Source organism: Pseudoalteromonas atlantica, from assembly GCF_043641955.1.
GTDB classification, from domain to species: Bacteria; Pseudomonadota; Gammaproteobacteria; order Enterobacterales; family Alteromonadaceae; genus Pseudoalteromonas; species Pseudoalteromonas atlantica_A.
The window spans coordinates 24,360-42,672 of sequence record NZ_JBHZRV010000016.1 but is presented as its reverse complement, the minus strand read 5'-3'; the positions used below and the strand labels follow the sequence as shown (position 1 = coordinate 42,672).

At 41.2% G+C, this 18,313-nt stretch carries 14 protein-coding genes; 3 read left to right on the top strand and 11 right to left on the bottom strand.

Translation table 11 applies throughout. The features are described from left to right. Nucleotides 1-30 precede the first annotated feature (30 nt). From ACHUE3_RS18975 to ACHUE3_RS18955, 5 genes are all read right to left on the bottom strand, one after another. Nucleotides 31-711, bottom strand: a complete 681-nt coding sequence (locus tag ACHUE3_RS18975; protein WP_394193868.1) for a flagellar brake domain-containing protein — start codon at nt 709-711, stop codon at nt 31-33. 68 nt (nt 712-779) lie between these two features. Further along, on the bottom strand, nt 780-2,231 hold the full coding sequence (locus ACHUE3_RS18970; RefSeq protein WP_394193867.1) for a TrkH family potassium uptake protein: 1,452 nt from the start codon (nt 2,229-2,231) through the stop codon (nt 780-782). 50 nt (nt 2,232-2,281) lie between these two features. Next, on the bottom strand, nt 2,282-2,896 hold the full coding sequence (locus ACHUE3_RS18965) for a YigZ family protein (protein ID WP_394193866.1): 615 nt from the start codon (nt 2,894-2,896) through the stop codon (nt 2,282-2,284). A 69-nt stretch (nt 2,897-2,965) separates the two neighbouring features. After that, on the bottom strand, nt 2,966-4,288 hold the full coding sequence (gene pepQ, locus ACHUE3_RS18960; RefSeq protein ID WP_394193865.1) for a Xaa-Pro dipeptidase: 1,323 nt from the start codon (nt 4,286-4,288) through the stop codon (nt 2,966-2,968). Between the two features lie 111 nt (nt 4,289-4,399). Beyond that, nucleotides 4,400-6,286 (bottom strand): transglycosylase SLT domain-containing protein, encoded by a 1,887-nt coding sequence (locus ACHUE3_RS18955; RefSeq protein WP_394193864.1) that lies wholly within the window; start codon nt 6,284-6,286, stop codon nt 4,400-4,402. 210 nt (nt 6,287-6,496) lie between these two features. Between ACHUE3_RS18955 and fadB the strand changes: the two genes are divergently transcribed. The 3 genes from fadB to tusA all read left to right on the top strand — a co-directional run bounded on the left by fadB (nt 6,497) and on the right by tusA (nt 10,268). Next, nucleotides 6,497-8,656, top strand: a complete 2,160-nt coding sequence (gene fadB, locus ACHUE3_RS18950) for a fatty acid oxidation complex subunit alpha FadB (protein WP_394193863.1) — start codon at nt 6,497-6,499, stop codon at nt 8,654-8,656. Between the two features lie 4 nt (nt 8,657-8,660). Then, nucleotides 8,661-9,830: an acetyl-CoA C-acyltransferase FadA gene (fadA, locus tag ACHUE3_RS18945; RefSeq protein ID WP_394193862.1), complete on the top strand. Its 1,170-nt coding sequence runs from the start codon at nt 8,661-8,663 to the stop codon at nt 9,828-9,830. 198 nt (nt 9,831-10,028) lie between these two features. Then, nucleotides 10,029-10,268, top strand: coding sequence for a sulfurtransferase TusA (tusA, locus tag ACHUE3_RS18940; RefSeq protein WP_394193885.1), 240 nt, complete (start codon nt 10,029-10,031; stop codon nt 10,266-10,268). Between the two features lie 41 nt (nt 10,269-10,309). Here the strand turns inward: tusA and ACHUE3_RS18935 are convergent, their stop codons facing one another. The 6 genes from ACHUE3_RS18935 to recF form a co-directional block, all read right to left on the bottom strand. Beyond that, a complete protein-coding gene (locus ACHUE3_RS18935; RefSeq protein ID WP_394193861.1) occupies nt 10,310-11,023 on the bottom strand; it encodes a hypothetical protein in 714 nt (237 codons plus the stop codon). Between the two features lie 127 nt (nt 11,024-11,150). After that, nucleotides 11,151-11,600 carry an early set domain-containing protein gene (locus tag ACHUE3_RS18930; RefSeq protein WP_394193860.1) on the bottom strand — a complete coding sequence of 150 codons (450 nt, stop codon included), beginning with the start codon at nt 11,598-11,600 and terminating at the stop codon, nt 11,151-11,153. 60 nt (nt 11,601-11,660) lie between these two features. Further along, a complete protein-coding gene (glyS, locus tag ACHUE3_RS18925; protein ID WP_394193859.1) occupies nt 11,661-13,730 on the bottom strand; it encodes a glycine--tRNA ligase subunit beta in 2,070 nt (689 codons plus the stop codon). A 2-nt stretch (nt 13,731-13,732) separates the two neighbouring features. Beyond that, nucleotides 13,733-14,632, bottom strand: a complete 900-nt coding sequence (gene glyQ / locus ACHUE3_RS18920; protein ID WP_058562007.1) for a glycine--tRNA ligase subunit alpha — start codon at nt 14,630-14,632, stop codon at nt 13,733-13,735. 143 nt (nt 14,633-14,775) lie between these two features. Further along, a complete protein-coding gene (gyrB, locus tag ACHUE3_RS18915) occupies nt 14,776-17,202 on the bottom strand; it encodes a DNA topoisomerase (ATP-hydrolyzing) subunit B (protein ID WP_394193858.1) in 2,427 nt (808 codons plus the stop codon). 12 nt (nt 17,203-17,214) lie between these two features. Further along, nucleotides 17,215-18,309, bottom strand: coding sequence for a DNA replication/repair protein RecF (recF, locus tag ACHUE3_RS18910; RefSeq protein ID WP_394193857.1), 1,095 nt, complete (start codon nt 18,307-18,309; stop codon nt 17,215-17,217). Between the last annotated feature and the right edge of the window lie 4 nt (nt 18,310-18,313).

Genomic DNA, 18,313 nt, shown 5'->3' with positions numbered 1-18,313 from the left:
TGCGTTAAATAGCGAAGGCTAAAGCGCTTTTTATATTAAGGGCTCTAAAATAGACAAGTCGATTAAATGGTCTTTCATAAATTTGTCCATTTCATCTTCACTCACTATCAGTTGAATACCCAATAGAGTGTCATCGGCTATACTGCGAACACTGCAAATCTGCCCTGAAAACTCATTCACTTCGTTATCTATTTCATCGAGCAATATTTTGCAAGGAGTGTCTTTGAGTTTGCTTAGGTCGTCTTCACTTTTAAGGGCAAACATTACCCCGGTGATTGATACGTCTTTTATGACTCCTTTCAATTTGTGTTCATCGCTTAGCTGAATTGTTGCAGGCAATAACGTGGGTATACGGGTTTGAGATCGCAAACTAAATAATTGAACTTGATCTGGAAAGTGTAAAAAGATGAGTCGTTTAGGGTGAGAGGCTACAGACATAACTTTCTGGCGAAACGCAATTACCTGCCCACCGCCACTCTCAAGCACAGCACGCACAATAATAACCGTACCGTCTTTAAGGTACTCGCCTGCATTGCCTAACCGCCGTGGAGATGGCCAATTCAGCACAACAAAATGGTCGTTGAGTAACCCAACAAACTCTGTTTTCAGACGTTTACTCTTAGTAGGCGTAAGTACTTCAATATCAACTAAGGTACCTGCGGTTATAAACGCAAGTTTTTCTAAATTATGTAATTGCTTTGTTTCTGGCATTCCCTTTGACCATTTTAAATATTAATTGCCTATATGAATAGTGATAAACATATAGCTTAAAGGCTGCGCTAGCCACGCCAAAACGTAGGCGTAAATAGTACCAGCAAGGTAAAAATCTCTAACCGACCAAATACCATTGCCAGCGTAAGTAACCATTTTGCCGTATCACTCACCGCGCCATAATGACTTGCCACTTCCCCTAAACCTGGGCCCAGGTTATTTAAACACGCAGCAGTGGCTGAGAAAGCAGTGATATTATCCATCCCTGTGCCCATCAAGGCTAGCATGATGATAACAAACACAAGCGCATAAGCAGAGAAGAACCCCCACACGGCTTCAACAACTTTATCGGGTAATGCTTTTCTACCTAACTTTATAGAATAGATTGCACGTGGATGTACAAGGCGGTTCAGCTCTCGTACGCCTTGTAAGTATAGCAAGAAAACCCGAACAACTTTCATACCACCACCTGTAGAGCCTGCACACCCACCAATAAAGCTTGAGAAGATTAATAATATAGGTAAAAACAAAGGCCAAGCTGAAAAGTTATCAGTTGCAAAGCCTGCAGTGGTACTCATCGATACCGCTTGAAATAGAGCCTGATCTAACGTTTCGTCACCGTCAGCATAAATGTTATTTGATGATAAAACGGTAAAACAAATAACCACCAGCGCAAGTTGGATAAACAAAAACACTTTAAACTCAGGGTCGCGAATATATACAGCAATATTCCGACTTGAAACAGCTGCATAGTGCAAAGTAAAGTTGATTGCAGCGATGATCAGAAAGACAACGCAAATAAAGTTAATCAACGGGCTATCAAAATGCCCAATAGATGCATCGTACGTTGAAAAGCCTCCTATCGCGATGGTTGAAAATGCATGGCAAATAGCATCAAACCAATCCATACCCGCAGTCCAGTAAGCCACTGAACAACTGGCTGTCAAAAATACATAAATATACCAAAGGTGCTTTGCCGTATCTGCTATACGCGGCGTCATTTTAGAGTCTTTTACCGGCCCAGGGGTTTCTGCTCGATAGAGCTGCATGCCACCAACTCCAAGCATTGGCAGCACAGCCACCGCTAATACAATGATCCCCATACCGCCAAGCCATTGTAGCTGTTGGCGATAAAACAATACCGATTTAGGTAAATACTCAATCCCCGTTAATACGGTCGCCCCTGTGGTTGTAAGTCCTGAAAAGGCTTCAAAAACCGCATCAGCTAACGACAAATTAGGTTCACTGAGAAAAATAAGAGGAATGGAAGCGAACGCACCTAGTACCAGCCAAAACAAGACAACAATTAAAAAGCCTTCGCGTGCCTTTAAATCTCCATCCTCTTGCCTATTTGGGTAATAAGCCATTAAGCCAATAACAACACTGAAAATAAACGCTAAGACGAAAGGAACACCGCCACCATCTTTGTAAATAAGCGATACAACCGCAGGAGGCACCATTGTTATACTGAAAAGTACGACAAGTTGGCCGAGGATTTTTATTATGGTACGAAATTGCATTGAGCCATCGCTTTTATTTTAAGGTATCGTTATTAACTATTGTTATTGTCTTACTCTTTGATCTTTAACTCAACCGCGCCATGGCTCAAATCATAAATATCTTTAATCGCTTGCGCAGCTTCACGGCTATCTATAGTAATAACCCATTCAATATTAGCAGTAAATTGTTTTTCGATATCAAGTACCTGATATTTTGTTTTTAATAATTGCTCAATAGCACCTTGAATACTGTAATCACTAAAACCGATAACTTCTACACTGGGTACTTTCACTACAGTGTTAAGCTGCGCCAAGGCATTATTCAGTGAACCACCATAGGCACGCACCAATCCGCCTGTCCCTAACTTTATACCGCCAAAATAACGGGTAACGACCGCCGTTACTTCACCTAAACCAGAACCAACTAAAACATTAAGCATTGGCTTACCAGCGGTACCATTTGGCTCACCATCGTCTGAAAAACCATACACATGACTGCCTCCAGGGTTACCTGCTACATGAGCCCAACAGTTATGCCGTGCATCGGCGTACTTTTCTTCAATGCTTTTTATAAATGTTTTTGCTGCAGCTAAATCCGGGGTGTGGGCAATATGCACAATAAAGGTGCTTTTTTTTATTTCTTCTTGATGAAATACATCGGCTGCGGGGTATTTATATTCTGACATACTTTATTTAACCCAATATTCAACCAAAAAAAGGGGGCCAAAAGGCCCCTTCTATCGCTGATTTATCACTTAAGCTAAGTGTAAATCGCGCGTCATATTCTCTAAGCTGTCTTCGTGTACGATGATGTTATCTTCGATACGAATACCGCCAAATGGCTTAAACGTCTCAACTTTTTCCCAGTTAATAAACTGTTTGTTTTCCGTTTGCGCTAAATCACCTAATAACGAATCAATAAAGTACAGGCCAGGCTCGATGGTGAACACTTGGTTTTTCTCAATCAAGCGAGTGCAACGTAAGAACGGATGCCCTTCTGGTGGCGCTTGATGTGCCCCGCTTTCGTCAGCCATAAAGCCGCCCATATCATGTACTTGTAAACCAAGGTGGTGGCCAAGCCCATGTGGGAAGAATGTTGAAGTAATACCGCGCTCTACAATTTCTGCTGCAGGTAGCTTCACAATATTAAAATCACTGAGCACTTGCGCTACACGCTGGTGGCAATCAAGATGTAACTCGCCATACAGTAGGCCTGGCTTTAAAGCATTACCAAGGGCAACTTGGTGCTCAGTCATAACATTCACTAAATCAGCAAACTCACCTGATTTTTTAAAATCATACGTACGGGTAATATCTGCGGCATAGCCGTTAAAGTTAGCACCTGCATCAATTAAAAATGATTTATGTTCTTTAGGCACTACAGGGTCAAAGTGCGTGTAATGTAAAATAGCGCAGTTATCGTTTAGTGCAACAATGTTGCCATACGGCATTTCGTTTTCACTTTGGCGTGTTGCCATCAAGTAAGCTTGCTGTATATCAAACTCAGAGCCACCAGCAAAGAAGGTATCTCGCGCTGCTTTATGGCCATCTACCGCAATTCGGTTAGCTTGGCGTAAACACTCAAGCTCGTACTGCGTTTTATATGCGCGATGATAATGGAAGTAGTTTAATACTGGCTCAGGGTTAATAATACTAAAACCCAGTGCTTGCGCTACTTCTAAGTATTCGCCTATGTAAGCATACTTTTCTTTATCGTATGGCAGGAGCTTTTCAACCTGATCAGGCTTAAGTAGCAACTCAATATCAAAATAATCAGCCCAAAAATCACGTGGTTCATCAGGTACTTTATGCCAAAAATCAACTGGACGATAAAAAATAAGCTTTGGCTTGTCGCTACCATTAACAACAATCCAGCAATGTGGATTGTCGATTACAGGTAACCACGCTTTAAAATGCGGGTTAACTTTAAACGGATAATACATATCGTCTAAAAACTGACGTTTAGCTTGCCCTGAATGGATCACTAAACCTTCTAAACCTTCACGATCAATAATAGTACGCGTACGCTGTTGCAGTGTTGCAATATGTTCGGCGTAAGAAACGGCTAATTTATCCATAGTAAACCCATCTTGTTAAATTTAACTTGTGCGAGAGTCTACCATAGACTCATTTATACCCAAACTACCTAAAGGTGCGTTAAGCAGCTGCTGTGCTGGAGTGTATTACAATTAACCACCCATTTTCATATCTAATATTGGCGCGAGTAAATTCCCGTCACGGCCCATGCGAGTGTGATACACCTGACGATAAGCAAATACATTTTTTACGTAGTTACGTGTTTCACGATACGGAATAAGCTCTACCCACAGCTCTGCTGGCATTGCGTCATCAGGTATCCATCGTTTAATGCGGTGGTAACCTGCATTATAGGATGCTGTTGCGAGTACTTCGTTACCCTTATTTTTCTTTTTTAAATATCCCAAGTATTCAGTGCCTAAACGAATATTCGTTTGTGGGTGGTTTAAGCGCCGACTTGATACTGTGCTTTTATTCACATATTTAGCTGTACTTGGTAATAATTGCATTAAACCACGCGCATTAGCATGTGATCGTGCATCGGGCGCAAATGAGCTTTCTCTTCGTGAAATTGCAATGCTCCAAGTAACATCTATGCGGTTGCGTTTGCTGTAACGTTCAAATAAGTCTTGAAACGCAAATGGAAACCGCAGCTCGACATAATCCCATGCTTTTATTTGCGCTAAGGTATAAATAGTGCTGTCGTACCAATCAAGCTCTGCCGCAAGTTTTGATGCCGCTAACTTCTCTTTTTCACTAGAAGTACTTGTTAAATAATTCCACTCTCGACGCGCAGACGTAAAGCGTTTTAACTCATAAAATGCTTTTGCACGTTTAAAGCCCGGCGCTTCAGCCACTTCAGTGACCAACGCATCACTCACCTGCAAAGGTATTGTATTTAGTTGCACAGGTATATTTAATCTGGCTGCAGCTAAAAAACCATAGTAGTCACGTTCTTTGGCCACGGTTTGCCAAATCGCCTTTGCACGATCTACATCACCACGCTGCTCTAAGCTATACGCGAGCCAATATTGCTGGCCAAGGCTTAAATTTTCTTTACCTGTGAAAAACGCAACAATACCTGACCAATCTTGTGTTTTAAGCATATTACCTAGTTGCCATTGCATCAGCTTTCTATCTTGGCGTTCTTTAGGTACTTTATTTAACCAAAACCGTGCTTGCTGATGGCCACTCGACGCTAAAGACAAAGCAAACGTATAATAAACATCTGCTTTTTGCTCATCCGAGTAATCAAACATCTTATCAAGCTTTTCCCACGCTTTGAGTGCTAAGTCTCTATCACGCCAGATTAGGCGCTTTACACCATAGTGCGCAATTTCGCCCTCTTTAACTGTTTTATTTTTATAACGATAAAGCCCAGCAGATGCGCTTGGGTCACTTCTCACTTTATGATAAAGATCAGCTAAGTATTGCTCTTTTTTAGGCAGTAAAGTCTTTAAATAAGGCAACAGGTTTCTGTCTCCACCTTGCGCAGCTAAAGTAACCCTTTGCCAAACACGGTCTTGACTTAAATAACCTTTTTTACGCCATAAACTAAATAACGAGTCGCACTCTTTGGGTTGTGACTTACCTACAACCCACAAATCACTTACTTGATTTAAGATCGCCTTTTCTGGTGCGCCTAAATCAAGCTGATATTGCAAATACGTACACGTTAATTCGTTATTGCTGGTCTTCTTATAATTATTTATAAAAGTGGCTTTACGGTTAGATTTGCTCAAATACTTTAGCCATGCCTTGCGTACAGGCCATTCAAGCGGTGTGTTTTGATAAATGGTTAAGTAATTTTCTATTTCAGTTTGGTGCTTAATACTGGGATGTCGTTGCCAATATGTCTTTTCAACATAAGGTTTTAAAGGGTGGTCGAGTACACCCACCGCCTCTTTAAATTTGTTGTAGTTACTTGAGCGAGCTTGTTTCTCTGCGCTTAAAAAAGCGCTGTGTTCGTCATTGGCTTCGGCAGAAAGAAAAGGGAGAAATAATGCAGCTGCCGTCCAACCTAATAATTGTTTTTTCATGATGACCTTTAGAATTAAAAGTACTCAAAAATAAAAATATAAATTCAGCTAAAAACTTCGCCTACACCTTAGCATCAAACCAGCTATATTTTAACCAGTAGTAACAGAGCATAGTAAATTTTTCGTTGCATTTTTTATTTAAAGCAAGCACACTGATTGAAATGCAAACTCATCGTACCAGTCTTAGTTCACTAACTAGGGAGAATAATAATGTTATATAAGAGCGATTCCTTTGAAGTTGCTTTCATCAAGGATAATATCGCCGAGTTCAAATTTTGTGTTGCAGGTTCTGTAAACACTTTGTCTCAGCAAACCTTGAAAGATTGCGCCTCTGCATTAAAAGAATTAGCAGCAAACAAAGATATCAAAGGCATGATTTTTACCAGTGATAAAGACCACTTTATTATTGGCGCCGACATTTTCGAATTTTTACCAACGTTTACTAAACCAGAAGCTGAATTAGTAACGTGGATCAAAGATGCCACTGATGTTTTTGACGCTTTAGAAGATTTACCATTCCCAACACTAAGCGCAATAAACGGCTTAGCGCTTGGTGGCGGTTGTGAGTGGGTACTTGCTACCGATTATCGTGTTGCCAGTACTGCCGCAAAAATTGGCTTGCCAGAAGTTAAATTGGGCATCATGCCTGGTTTTGGTGGCACAGTGCGTTTACCACGCATCGTGGGCGCGGATAATGCCATGCTTTGGATCACTTCAGGTTCAGAAAATCGTGCAGCAGATGCCCTTAAAGTGGGTGCCGTTGACTCAGTAGTTAGTGCTGACAAACTTTTAGAGTCAAGTATTTCAACACTTGAACTTGCTATCTCTGGAAAGTTAGATTGGCAAGCAAAGCGCAACGTTAAGCTACAACCGCTTAAATTAAACCGTGTGGAGCAAGGCATGAGCTTCGCAATGGCCGAAGGTATGGTAATGGGTAAAACCAAAGGCCACTATCCTGCTCCGGTTATGGCTGTACGTACTATTAAAGCAGCTGCAAATTGCACGCGCGATGAAGCAATGGCAATCGAAAATGCTAACTTTGCAAAACTTGCACGTACTAACGAAGCAGCAGCGCAAACTGGCATTTTCTTAAATGACCAGTTCATCAAAGGTAAAGCACGTAAACTTGCTAAGCACAGCGATGTAGAAATTAAACAAGCCGCTGTATTAGGCGCAGGTATCATGGGTGGCGGTATCGCTTACCAATCTGCGTATAAAGGCACGCCTATTATAATGAAAGACATCCAACAAGATGCACTTGATTTAGGTATGGGTGAAGCATCTAAGCTATTAGGCGCAAAAGTGAAGCGCGGCCACATGCCAATGGAAAAAATGTTGGCGACGCTGAGCAAAATCAAACCGACACTTAACGACGCAGACCTACAAGACGCTAACATTATTGTTGAAGCCGTTGTAGAAAATCCTAAAGTTAAGCAAGCGGTATTAGCTGATCTTGAAAAGAACATGCCAGAAGGCACGGTTCTTACCTCAAACACATCGACTATATGTATTGATCTATTAGCAGAAGCGCTTGATAAACCTGAAAACTTCTGCGGTATGCACTTCTTTAACCCAGTGCCCAAAATGCCATTAGTAGAAATTATCCGTGGTGCAAAAACCTCAGATAAAACTATTAATGCAGTGGTTGATTACGCCCTTAAACTTGGCAAGTCTCCTATCGTTGTAAACGATTGCCCTGGCTTTTTTGTAAACCGTGTTTTATTCCCTTACTTTGCAGGCTTTAGCAAATTAGTTGTTGAAGGCGCTAACTTTGCAAAAGTAGATAAAGTAATGGAAAACGTATTTGGCTGGCCTATGGGTCCGGCTTACCTACTTGATGTTGTAGGTATTGATACGGCTTACCACTGTACAGGCGTAATGGCTGACGGTTTCCCTGAGCGCATGGCGCGTGCAGAAAAAGATCCTGTGACTGTATTTGCTAACGAAAAACGTTTTGGTCAGAAAAACAAAGCGGGCTTCTACAAATACGAAACAGATCGCCGCGGTCGTCTTAAAAAATCAAGCGATGCAACAGCAGTTGAGCTATTAGCACCAATTACTGATGCACCGAAAGAATTCGATAAGCAAGAAATCATTGACCGTTGTATGATTCCAATGATCAACGAAGTACTTCTTTGTTTACAAGAAGGCATTGTTGCTTCTCCACAAGAAGCTGATATGGCGCTTGTATACGGCGTTGGTTTCCCTCCATTTAGAGGCGGCGCGTTCCGTTACTTAGATCAAACTGGTTTAGCAAACTTTGTTGCAGCAGCAGACAAATACGCTCACCTAGGTGCGATTTACCAAGTATCAGAGCAAACTCGCAAATGGGCTGAAGAAGGCCGTGTTTTCTATAAGGTGGAAGGTTAATATCATGAATAATCCAGTAATTGTAGATTGTATCCGCACACCAATGGGTCGCTCAAAGGGCGGCGTATTCAAACACAAACGTGCGGAAGACTTAAGCGCTCACTTAATGAAGGGCTTACTAGAACGCAACCCAGCGGTTGATCCAGCATCAATCGACGACATTTATTGGGGTTGTGTACAGCAAACATTAGAGCAAGGCTTTAACGTTGCTCGTAATGCATCACTACTCGCGGGTATTCCACATTCAGTACCGGCAACTACAGTAAACCGTTTATGTGGCTCATCAATGCAAGCATTGCATGACGCAGCTCGCGCAATTATGACTGGCGCTGGCGACACATACTTAATTGGTGGTGTTGAGCACATGGGTCACGTACCTATGACTCACGGGAACGATTTTCACCCAGGCCTAGCTACATCAATTGCACAAGCGTCTGGTTCAATGGGCTTAACTGCTGAATACCTTGCTACACTTCACGGCATTAGCCGTGAGCAGCAAGACGAATTCGCTTATCGCTCACACCATCGCGCACATGCTGCAACTGTTGAAGGGCGTTTCCGCCGCGAAATTCTCGCAATGGAAGGTCACGATGCAGATGGCTCACTAATCCTTGTTGAAGATGACGAAGTAATTCGCCCAGAAACAACAGTTGAAGGCCTATCACAGCTTCGCCCTGTGTTTAACCCGGCCACTGGCTCAGTTACGGCTGGTACTTCTTCAGCACTATCTGATGGCGCATCAGCAATGCTAGTAATGAGCGAAGAAAAAGCCAAAGCATTAGGCTTGCCAATTCGTGCCCGCGTTAAAGCAATGGCGGTTGCAGGTTGCGATCCATCAATCATGGGTTACGGCCCAGTACCAGCAAGTAAAAAAGCACTTGCACAAGCGGGTATCACTATTGATGACATCGACGTTGCTGAGCTTAACGAAGCATTCGCAGCGCAATCATTACCTGTATTAAAAGACTTGGGTCTTGCAGATGTGGTTGATGAAAAAGTGAATCTAAATGGCGGCGCAATCGCTCTTGGCCACCCACTGGGTTGTTCAGGCTCGCGTATTAGCACGTCACTAATTCACTTAATGGAAGACAAAAACGCAAAATATGGTTTAGCGACTATGTGTATTGGTTTAGGCCAAGGCATTGCAACTGTATTTGAACGTGTGCAAGACTAATTAGCTTATACACGTAACCAACTCTTGGTGTAAAAAGCCGCGCTGATTTATAAATCAGCGCGGCTTTTTTATGTTCTTTTCAAATAAACCTTTATGGTCAAATAAGCATTAGTGATGTGACTTTATTTATTGCGGCTAGGCCGTTAAACTAGCGACCTTAAATTAATCGTTAAGCGCCACTTGATAAGGTCCACCGCCATGAGTTTTGATAACCCCGATCACCAATTAGACGCCATCGGCCTACGCTGCCCAGAGCCTGTCATGATGATCCGCGGTGCGGTGCGCAAAATGGCAGAAGGCGAAACCTTACTGATCATCGCAGACGACCCCTCAACCACCCGCGACATCCCCAGCTTCTGCATATTTATGGATCACACGTTAGTAGCCAAAGAAGTAGATACCGTACCGTATAGGTACTTGGTGAAGAAAGGGCTTTGAAACTAGGTTCTCGGTTCTCGGTTCTCGGTTCTCACAATAGCTTAGTTCTTAATATGTGATTTCAATTTAACTTTTGCTGTTTTAAAAATATTATTAGAGTCATTTTTAATATATTTTTTCTTTTCAGCCACTATTAGAGATGGTGTTACTACTGTATTACCATCTTCTTCAAGTGCTAAGTGATTAATTGCATCAATACCATATTTTAAGTCTTCAATATCTTCAGCAACTGACACCTTGAGATTTTTAAGTTTGTAAGAGATCTTTGTTAGTACCTTAATACTTTCTAGTACCTCACCTCTTAAGAAGGATACTTCGTTTTTATAAAGCTCCTTTAGATAATTGGCTTCCTCATGTTTTTTCTTTGGTATCAGCCTTGCTGATTTTGCATTTCTACTAGTGTTACAATAATAAATTCTATTTTCAATCTGCTTTTCTATCAACACTTCCAAGTTATCAATAATAGCTAATGCTTCAAAAACATTTTCCCGAATAACTTTGTTATCAAAATCTTTCCACCACTTTTTCGCCATACAAATAGCTACAATAGCAACAAGACAACTAACAATACTTGCCACGCTGCCTAGTAAACTTATTAAGCTGTTCATATCAACTCCTGTATTATTAAGTAAGATAAAAAGAAAAAATAGAATTAGCAGAATTAATAGAAGTGAAAGTGTTCCTGTTTCAAGCAGTTGAATTACCGAATATCGAATTAATGTTTTATTTATTTTATCACTTTCTAATTCTTTCAAACTCTTAAATCCTTTTATAATTGTTGGGCTAAAATATTTTCTTAATAAAAATGCCTAACATCCCTGTCACAAATCTATAAGTTCACTCGGATCAGGCAACTGAAAGCTGACGGCTTATAGCTTAAAGCTATTTCTTGGTTATCGTCACTTTCGGTTCATCGTAATTACGATAATCAATGCTTACTACGTAGCGACCTTTTGCTACTGGGGTGAAGCTAAAGTAATTATAAATAGTATTACAGTCTGCCAATGAGGCTTGGCCTAATGTAAGTGACTGCCCAGCTGGGGCTGCTTCACTGTAACCACAATTATAGCCTTCGCTAAAGTCGGCATCGGCAATTTTAAATTCGTATACTTTGCCAGGTGTTGAAAACTTAACATTGGCTTGGTAAATCCCAGGTGCTACTTTCTCAAACTGATATTGTGGCTCTGCATCCCATAAAGTGAAATCTCCACGTAAGTACATGGTTTTATCTAGCTCTTTACTAGGTAACACGTCATCAATACTAGGTAGTTGAACTTGGCTCGAACATGCGGTTAATAAGCTAACAACCGCAAGCGTTATAATACGTTTCATAGGTTAACCTTAAATACAAAAAAGCCAGCATAGCTGCTGGCTTTTTAAGCTGCGCTGAATTTACTTCTGTAGTACAGAAATATCAGCAATATCTAAAAATAAGCCACTTAATTGGCTTAATAATGCTAAACGATTTTGCTTAACTGCTTCGTCGTCAGCCATAACCATAACGTTATCAAAAAAGTTATCAACACTTTCGCGGATACCCGCTAATTGCGCTAATGCTTCTTGGTAATCGCCGGCGGCATAAAGTGGTGCAAGTTCAGTTGCAAACTTAGCAACCTGTGAAGCGAGTACCTTTTCAGCATCATCGCTTAATAGGCTCTCATCGACCTTGCCTTGGCTCGTTATGTCATTCTTAGCCAGAATGTTACTTACACGCTTATTAGCCGCTGCAAGTGCTTCTGCGGCGTCTAATGTACGGAAGTGACTTACCGCTTTAACTCGGCGGTCAAAATCAACAGGCTTAGTTGGGCGACGCGCAAGCACGGCTTGAATAACATCAACTTGAATGCCTTCGTCTTGATACCAAGCGCGGAAGCGGCCAAGCATAAACTCAAACACATCAGTCGATACATTTAAGTTAGTTAGCTTTTCGCCAAATAAGCTTTGTGACTTAGCAACTAAGTCTAGGATATCTAATGGCAGCTCTTTCTCTACCATGATACGCAACGCACCAATTGCAGCACGACGAAGTGCAAACGGGTCTTTATCGCCTTTTGGTGCTTGGCCAATACCGAAGATACCCACCAGCGTGTCAAACTTATCAGCAATCGCAACTGCACAACTGATTAAGTTTGTTGGCAAGCTGTCGCCTGCAAAGCGTGGCATATATTGCTCATTTTGCGCAATGGCTACGTCTTCGGCTTCACCATCATGGCGTGCGTAATGCATGCCCATAACACCTTGTACGTCGGTAAACTCCATTACCATTTCGGTCATTAAGTCTGTTTTACTTAATAAGCCAGCACGCTCTGCTAATGCTTTATCTGCGCCTAGTTGCTCAGCAATGTAACCGGCTAGTGCCGCAATACGCTCAGACTTATCTTTTAGCGTACCCAGTTGCTTTTGGAATAATACGCTATCAAGTGACTCTAAACGGCTTTCTAGGGTTTTCTTTTTATCTGTTTCAAAGAAGAATTGCGCATCAGCTAAACGTGGGCGTACTACTTTTTCGTTACCTGCGATAACAACACTTGGGTTTTTGCTTTCAATGTTTGAAACAAACAAAAACTTATTAAGTAGCTTGCCGTCTTGATCTAGTAACGGGAAGTATTTTTGGTCGTCTTTCATGGTGTAGATCAGCGCTTCTGCTGGTACATCTAAAAACGCTTCTTCAAACGTTGCGGTCAGGGTAACTGGCCACTCAACTAAAGATGTTACTTCTTCTAGTAAATCTTCATCCATAGCAACCACAGCATTAACTGCTTTTGCGGCAGCTTGAATTTGGCTGCGAATTTGTGCTTTACGTTCCTCGTAATCGGCAACAACGTGTGCAGATTTAAGTACAGCAAAAACATCGTCTGCGTGGTTAATGCTAATTTTTTCTGGATGATGAAAACGATGCCCTTGAAGCTGGTTATTAATTGCTTTACCAAGTACTTCGCCTTCAATGAGTTTATCGCCAAACAAAATAGTGGCAGTATGCACTGGACGAATAAATTGTGTTTTATTCGCGCCCCAACGCATCGGCTTTGGAATAGGCAGTTTTGCTAACGCTTTATTCACTACGTCATTTAATAATGCGGTTGTTTCTTTACCTGCTACTTTAGCAATGTGCAATAACCACGCGCCTTTATCTGTTTCGAGAGTTTGTGCGTCTTTAACATCAATACCACAACCGCGTGCCCAACCCATTGCCGCTTTAGTTGGGTTGCCTTCGCTGTCAAATGCAGCTTTTGTTGCAGGGCCACGTTTTTCAACTTCTTTATCTTGTTGTTTGTCTTCAAGCGCTGTTACTTGTAAACCTAAACGACGTGGCGATGCATACCATTTAACACCTTGATGAGCTAACTCTAACCCTTCAAGTTCTGCTGTTAGGTTTTCAGCAAATGCTTCTGCAAGTTTTCGCAGTGCTTTTGGTGGCAACTCTTCTGTGCCAATTTCTACTAATAAGTTTTGTGCTGACATGCTTAATCCTTACAAAGCGGGAAGCCAAGCGCTTCGCGTGCATCATAATAACTTTGTGCACATGCTTTAGATAATGCACGAACACGTAATATGTAACGTTGGCGTTCTGTCACAGAAATAGCGTGACGAGCATCAAGCAAGTTAAATGCGTGCGATGCTTTCATTACTTGCTCGTAGGCAGGTAATGGTAAGCCAGCTTCAATTAGCTTTTGGCTCTCAGCTTCACATTTATCAAACTGTGCAAACAAGTCTTCAACGTTGGCGTGCTCAAAATTATATTTTGATTGCTCTACTTCGTTTTGGTGAAAAACGTCACCATAAGTAACGCGTCCCATCGGACCGTCTGCCCAAACAAGGTCATAAATACTGTCTACGCCTTGTATGTACATTGCTAAACGTTCTAGGCCGTAAGTAATCTCGCCAGTCACTGGTGAGCACTCAATACCCCCTACCTGTTGAAAGTAAGTAAATTGCGTTACTTCCATACCGTTTAACCAGATCTCCCAACCTAGGCCCCACGCACCTAATGTAGGTGACTCCCAGTTGTCTTCTACGAAGCGCACTTCATCAGTTAGCGTATCGATACCTACAGCTGCTAAAGAGCCTAAATAAAGCTCCTGGATGTTCTCAGGCGATGGTTTTAATACTACTTGAAACTGGTAGTAATGTTGTAAGCGGTTAGGGTTTTCACCATAACGTCCATCAGTAGGACGGCGACACGGTTGTACGTATGCGCTAGACATTGGCTCTGGACCAATAGACTTTAAGAATGTTTGTGGGTGGAATGTACCTGCGCCAACTTCCATATCGAGTGGCTGAATAATGACACAACCTTGCTGTGCCCAGTAATCCTGTAAAGCCAGGATCAAACCTTGAAAGGTTTTAACGTCATATTTTTGCATATTTGGCTTTTAGTATCTGCTGTGATGTAGCGTGAAAATTACCCTCAGTATACCTTGTGCGTAGTCATGTTTTAAGCAGTTTGTGCATTTGCAGCCAATAAAAAAGGAGCCATCAGGCTCCTTTTTTAAATTATTACTCGCAATTAAACATCGAGGTTAACTACGCGTAGTGCGTTCGTTTCGATAAACTCTCGGCGAGGTTCTACTTGATCACCCATCAATGTAGCAAACAATTGATCAGCACCAACAGCATCTTCGATCGTTACTTGTAACATACGACGAGCATCAGGATCCATTGTCGTTTCCCACAGTTGGCTAGGGTTCATTTCACCCAATCCTTTATAGCGTTGAATATAGATCCCACGCTTAGATTCTGTGATCAACCATTCCAATGCATCCACAAAGTTATCAACAGGTTTTGTTTTTTCACCGCGTTGAATATATGCCCCTTCTTGAAGCACGTTAGCGATGTTTTTACCTGTTACAGCAATGCGTTGATAATCTTTTGAAGCAATAAAGTCATAATGAAGTATGTGTGCTTTATCCACACCATGCTGACGAATATTCACAACCGGATAGTATAGGTTACGCTCTGTATCGTGCTCAGTACCAGCATGGAATATTGTTGCATCTTCGTCACGCTCAATTAAGTCATCAACTAGCTCTTTAGTCCATGCAATTACTTTCTCTTCATCAGAAAGGTGCTCTGCTTTAAGCTCACTTTGATAAATTAAGCGATTCATAACCGTGTTCGGGTATTTACGTTTTAAGCGCTCAATAACTTTAACTGTATTTTGGTAATCGTGAACAATACTTTCTAGTGCTTCACCTTCAAGCGCAGAAGCATCAGCACTTGTATAAAGCGCTGCACCATTTAATGCTAACGATGTTAAGTACTCAACTAATGCTGGATCATCTTTGATATAACGCTCTTGCTTACCTTTTTTCACTTTATAAAGTGGCGGTTGCGCAATATAAATGTATCCACGTTCAACTATTTCTGGCATTTGACGATAGAAAAATGTCAGTAGCAAGGTACGAATGTGTGAACCATCTACGTCGGCATCGGTCATGATTATGATACGGTGATAACGTAATTTTTCAGGATTGTATTCGTCACGGCCAATACCACAACCTAATGCTGTGATTAGCGTCGCTACTTCTTGCGAAGATAACATTTTATCAAAACGTGCTTTTTCAACGTTTAATATCTTACCTTTTAGCGGAAGAATCGCCTGATTCTTACGATTACGACCCTGCTTGGCTGAACCGCCAGCTGAGTCACCCTCCACTATGTATAGTTCAGATTGTGCTGGGTCTTTCTCTTGGCAGTCAGCAAGTTTACCTGGTAAACCGGCTAAATCCATAGCACCTTTACGGCGTGTCATTTCACGCGCTTTACGGGCCGCTTCACGCGCGCGTGCTGCATCAATAATTTTGCCAACAACGATTTTCGCGTCCATTGGGTTTTCTAATAAAAACTCAGTGAACTTTTCAGCCATTGCTTGCTCAACCGCAGATTTAACTTCGCTTGAAACTAGCTTATCTTTTGTTTGAGATGAAAATTTTGGATCAGGTACTTTAACACTTACAACTGCAGTTAAGCCTTCACGAGCATCATCACCCGTCGCATTACTGGTTGTTTTAGCTTTTTTATTAAAGCCTTCTTTTTCCATATAGTTGTTAAGTGTACGAGTTAGCGCAGATCTAAAACCGGCTAAGTGGGTACCACCATCACGCTGTGGAATGTTATTTGTGAAACAGTAAATATTTTCTTGGAATGCATCATTCCACTGCATAGATACTTCAACGCTTATACCATCTTCTTCACGCTCATGAGTAAAATGGAAAACGCCTTTGTGTACTGGGTTTTTATTACGATTTAGATATTCAACAAATGCTTGAATACCGCCTTCGTATTTGAAGTGATCAGATTTATTTTCTTCTCGCTCATCCGTTAAGATGATGCTCACACCTGAATTCAAAAATGATAGCTCTCGTAAACGCTTAGCTAAAATATCGTAATGGAAATCAAGATTAGTAAATGTTTCACCACTTGGCCAAAAACGTAATTCAGTACCAGTTGTTTCAGAATCACCAATTGTTGCTAGTGGTGCATCTGGCACACCCATAGTGTAAAACTGCTCATGAAGTTTACCTTCACGACGTATTGTTAGCTTTAATTTTTCTGAAAGTGCATTTACTACTGAAACACCCACACCATGTAAGCCACCTGATACTTTATAAGAGTTATCATCAAACTTACCACCAGCATGAAGTACCGTCATAATAACTTCAGCTGCAGATACACCTTCTTCTTCATGGATTGAAGTTGGAATACCACGACCGTTATCTCGAACAGAGACTGAACCGTCTAAATGAATTGTGACAAAAATATCATCACAGTGGCCAGCTAAGGCTTCATCAATAGAGTTATCAACGACCTCAAACACCATATGGTGTAAGCCTGTGCCATCATCGGTGTCCCCTATATACATTCCAGGACGCTTTCTTACTGCGTCTAATCCTTTTAGTACTTTAATACTCGACGAATCGTAATTCTCAGACATGGTTAATCCCACTTATCTTGTTATTAGGTTGCCATGTTTCACGTGGAACATTTCTAGTTCTCGTTGCATGGGTTCCACCACAGCAGAAATACTTTCAGATTCAATTGCAGAAATAAATATTTGAGAGTGACAGTGCGACAACAATTGGCCGACCTTCTCTTTCGTATCTTCTCCAAGCTCTGAAGGTAAATCATCTATTAGCAATATAGATTGCTTTTCAGTCTCTGACTCAATCAAACTATTTTGCGTTACTTTTAACGCATAAAGCAATAGCTTCAATTGACCGCGGGAAAATGTATTTTCAACACTGTTGCCAGAAACACTAAAATTAAAATCGGCCTTATGTGGGCCTTTACTTGTAAAACCTTGGCGACTATCGCGTTCAAAGTTATGTTCAAGGGCATCACTTAGAGACTCAGTCTCTTTCCAGCCAGCTTGATAGTTTATTTCTAAATCGCTTATAAGCGTTAAGTCTGCACACATTTTATCAAAAAACTGCTGCTTAAACCTACTTATATAAGCAATTCTTAAAGTATTTATTTGTTCTGCCAGTCTAACAAATTCTTTATCCCAAAACCTAATTTGGTCAAAATAATTTCTGGGTTTGCTTTTCAACAATGCATTTCGTTGCTTTAATACTTTATTGAACGATTGCCATAAATAAAAAAAGTCTTGTTCCACGTGGAACAATCCCAAATCTAAAAATTTACGACGCTCTTTTGGGCCACCAAAAAATAAAGAATAGCTCTCAGGCGTAATAACCTGAACAGGCATGAGTTGTGCGAGCTCAGAGACTCTACGGCTAGTTTTACCTTGAATCTTAAGTTCTGTACTTCCATTTAAGCTTTTGCTGATACCGATTGGTATAGACAAGTTATAAAGCGATTTTCTACCATGAATTGTAAACTTATTCTGCTGGTGCTTTATAATGCTTTTATGTTTAGGTGTGCGGAAAGATTTGCCATGAGAAAGGTAATAAATAGCCTCTAAAAGACTGGTTTTTCCACTGCCATTTTCACCGTAAATTACATTAATACCGTTCACAGGTTCTAATGTAAGCGCCTCAATATTTCTAAAATCATTGAGGCTTAAATGACTTAAACTCATAGAA

Excerpts from the sequence above, each read along its gene's own strand:
- ACHUE3_RS18975 (WP_394193868.1), bottom strand. The coding sequence starts at position 711 with ATGCCAGAAACAAAGCAATTACATAATTTAGAAAAACTTGCGTTTATA.
- ACHUE3_RS18970 (WP_394193867.1), bottom strand. The coding sequence starts at position 2,231 with ATGCAATTTCGTACCATAATAAAAATCCTCGGCCAACTTGTCGTACTT.
- ACHUE3_RS18965 (WP_394193866.1), bottom strand. The coding sequence starts at position 2,896 with ATGTCAGAATATAAATACCCCGCAGCCGATGTATTTCATCAAGAAGAA.
- pepQ (WP_394193865.1), bottom strand. The coding sequence starts at position 4,288 with ATGGATAAATTAGCCGTTTCTTACGCCGAACATATTGCAACACTGCAA.
- ACHUE3_RS18955 (WP_394193864.1), bottom strand. The coding sequence starts at position 6,286 with ATGAAAAAACAATTATTAGGTTGGACGGCAGCTGCATTATTTCTCCCT.
- fadB (WP_394193863.1), top strand. The coding sequence starts at position 6,497 with ATGTTATATAAGAGCGATTCCTTTGAAGTTGCTTTCATCAAGGATAAT.
- fadA (WP_394193862.1), top strand. The coding sequence starts at position 8,661 with ATGAATAATCCAGTAATTGTAGATTGTATCCGCACACCAATGGGTCGC.
- tusA (WP_394193885.1), top strand. The coding sequence starts at position 10,029 with ATGAGTTTTGATAACCCCGATCACCAATTAGACGCCATCGGCCTACGC.
- ACHUE3_RS18930 (WP_394193860.1), bottom strand. The coding sequence starts at position 11,600 with ATGAAACGTATTATAACGCTTGCGGTTGTTAGCTTATTAACCGCATGT.
- glyS (WP_394193859.1), bottom strand. The coding sequence starts at position 13,730 with ATGTCAGCACAAAACTTATTAGTAGAAATTGGCACAGAAGAGTTGCCA.
- glyQ (WP_058562007.1), bottom strand. The coding sequence starts at position 14,632 with ATGCAAAAATATGACGTTAAAACCTTTCAAGGTTTGATCCTGGCTTTA.
- gyrB (WP_394193858.1), bottom strand. The coding sequence starts at position 17,202 with ATGTCTGAGAATTACGATTCGTCGAGTATTAAAGTACTAAAAGGATTA.
- recF (WP_394193857.1), bottom strand. The coding sequence starts at position 18,309 with ATGAGTTTAAGTCATTTAAGCCTCAATGATTTTAGAAATATTGAGGCG.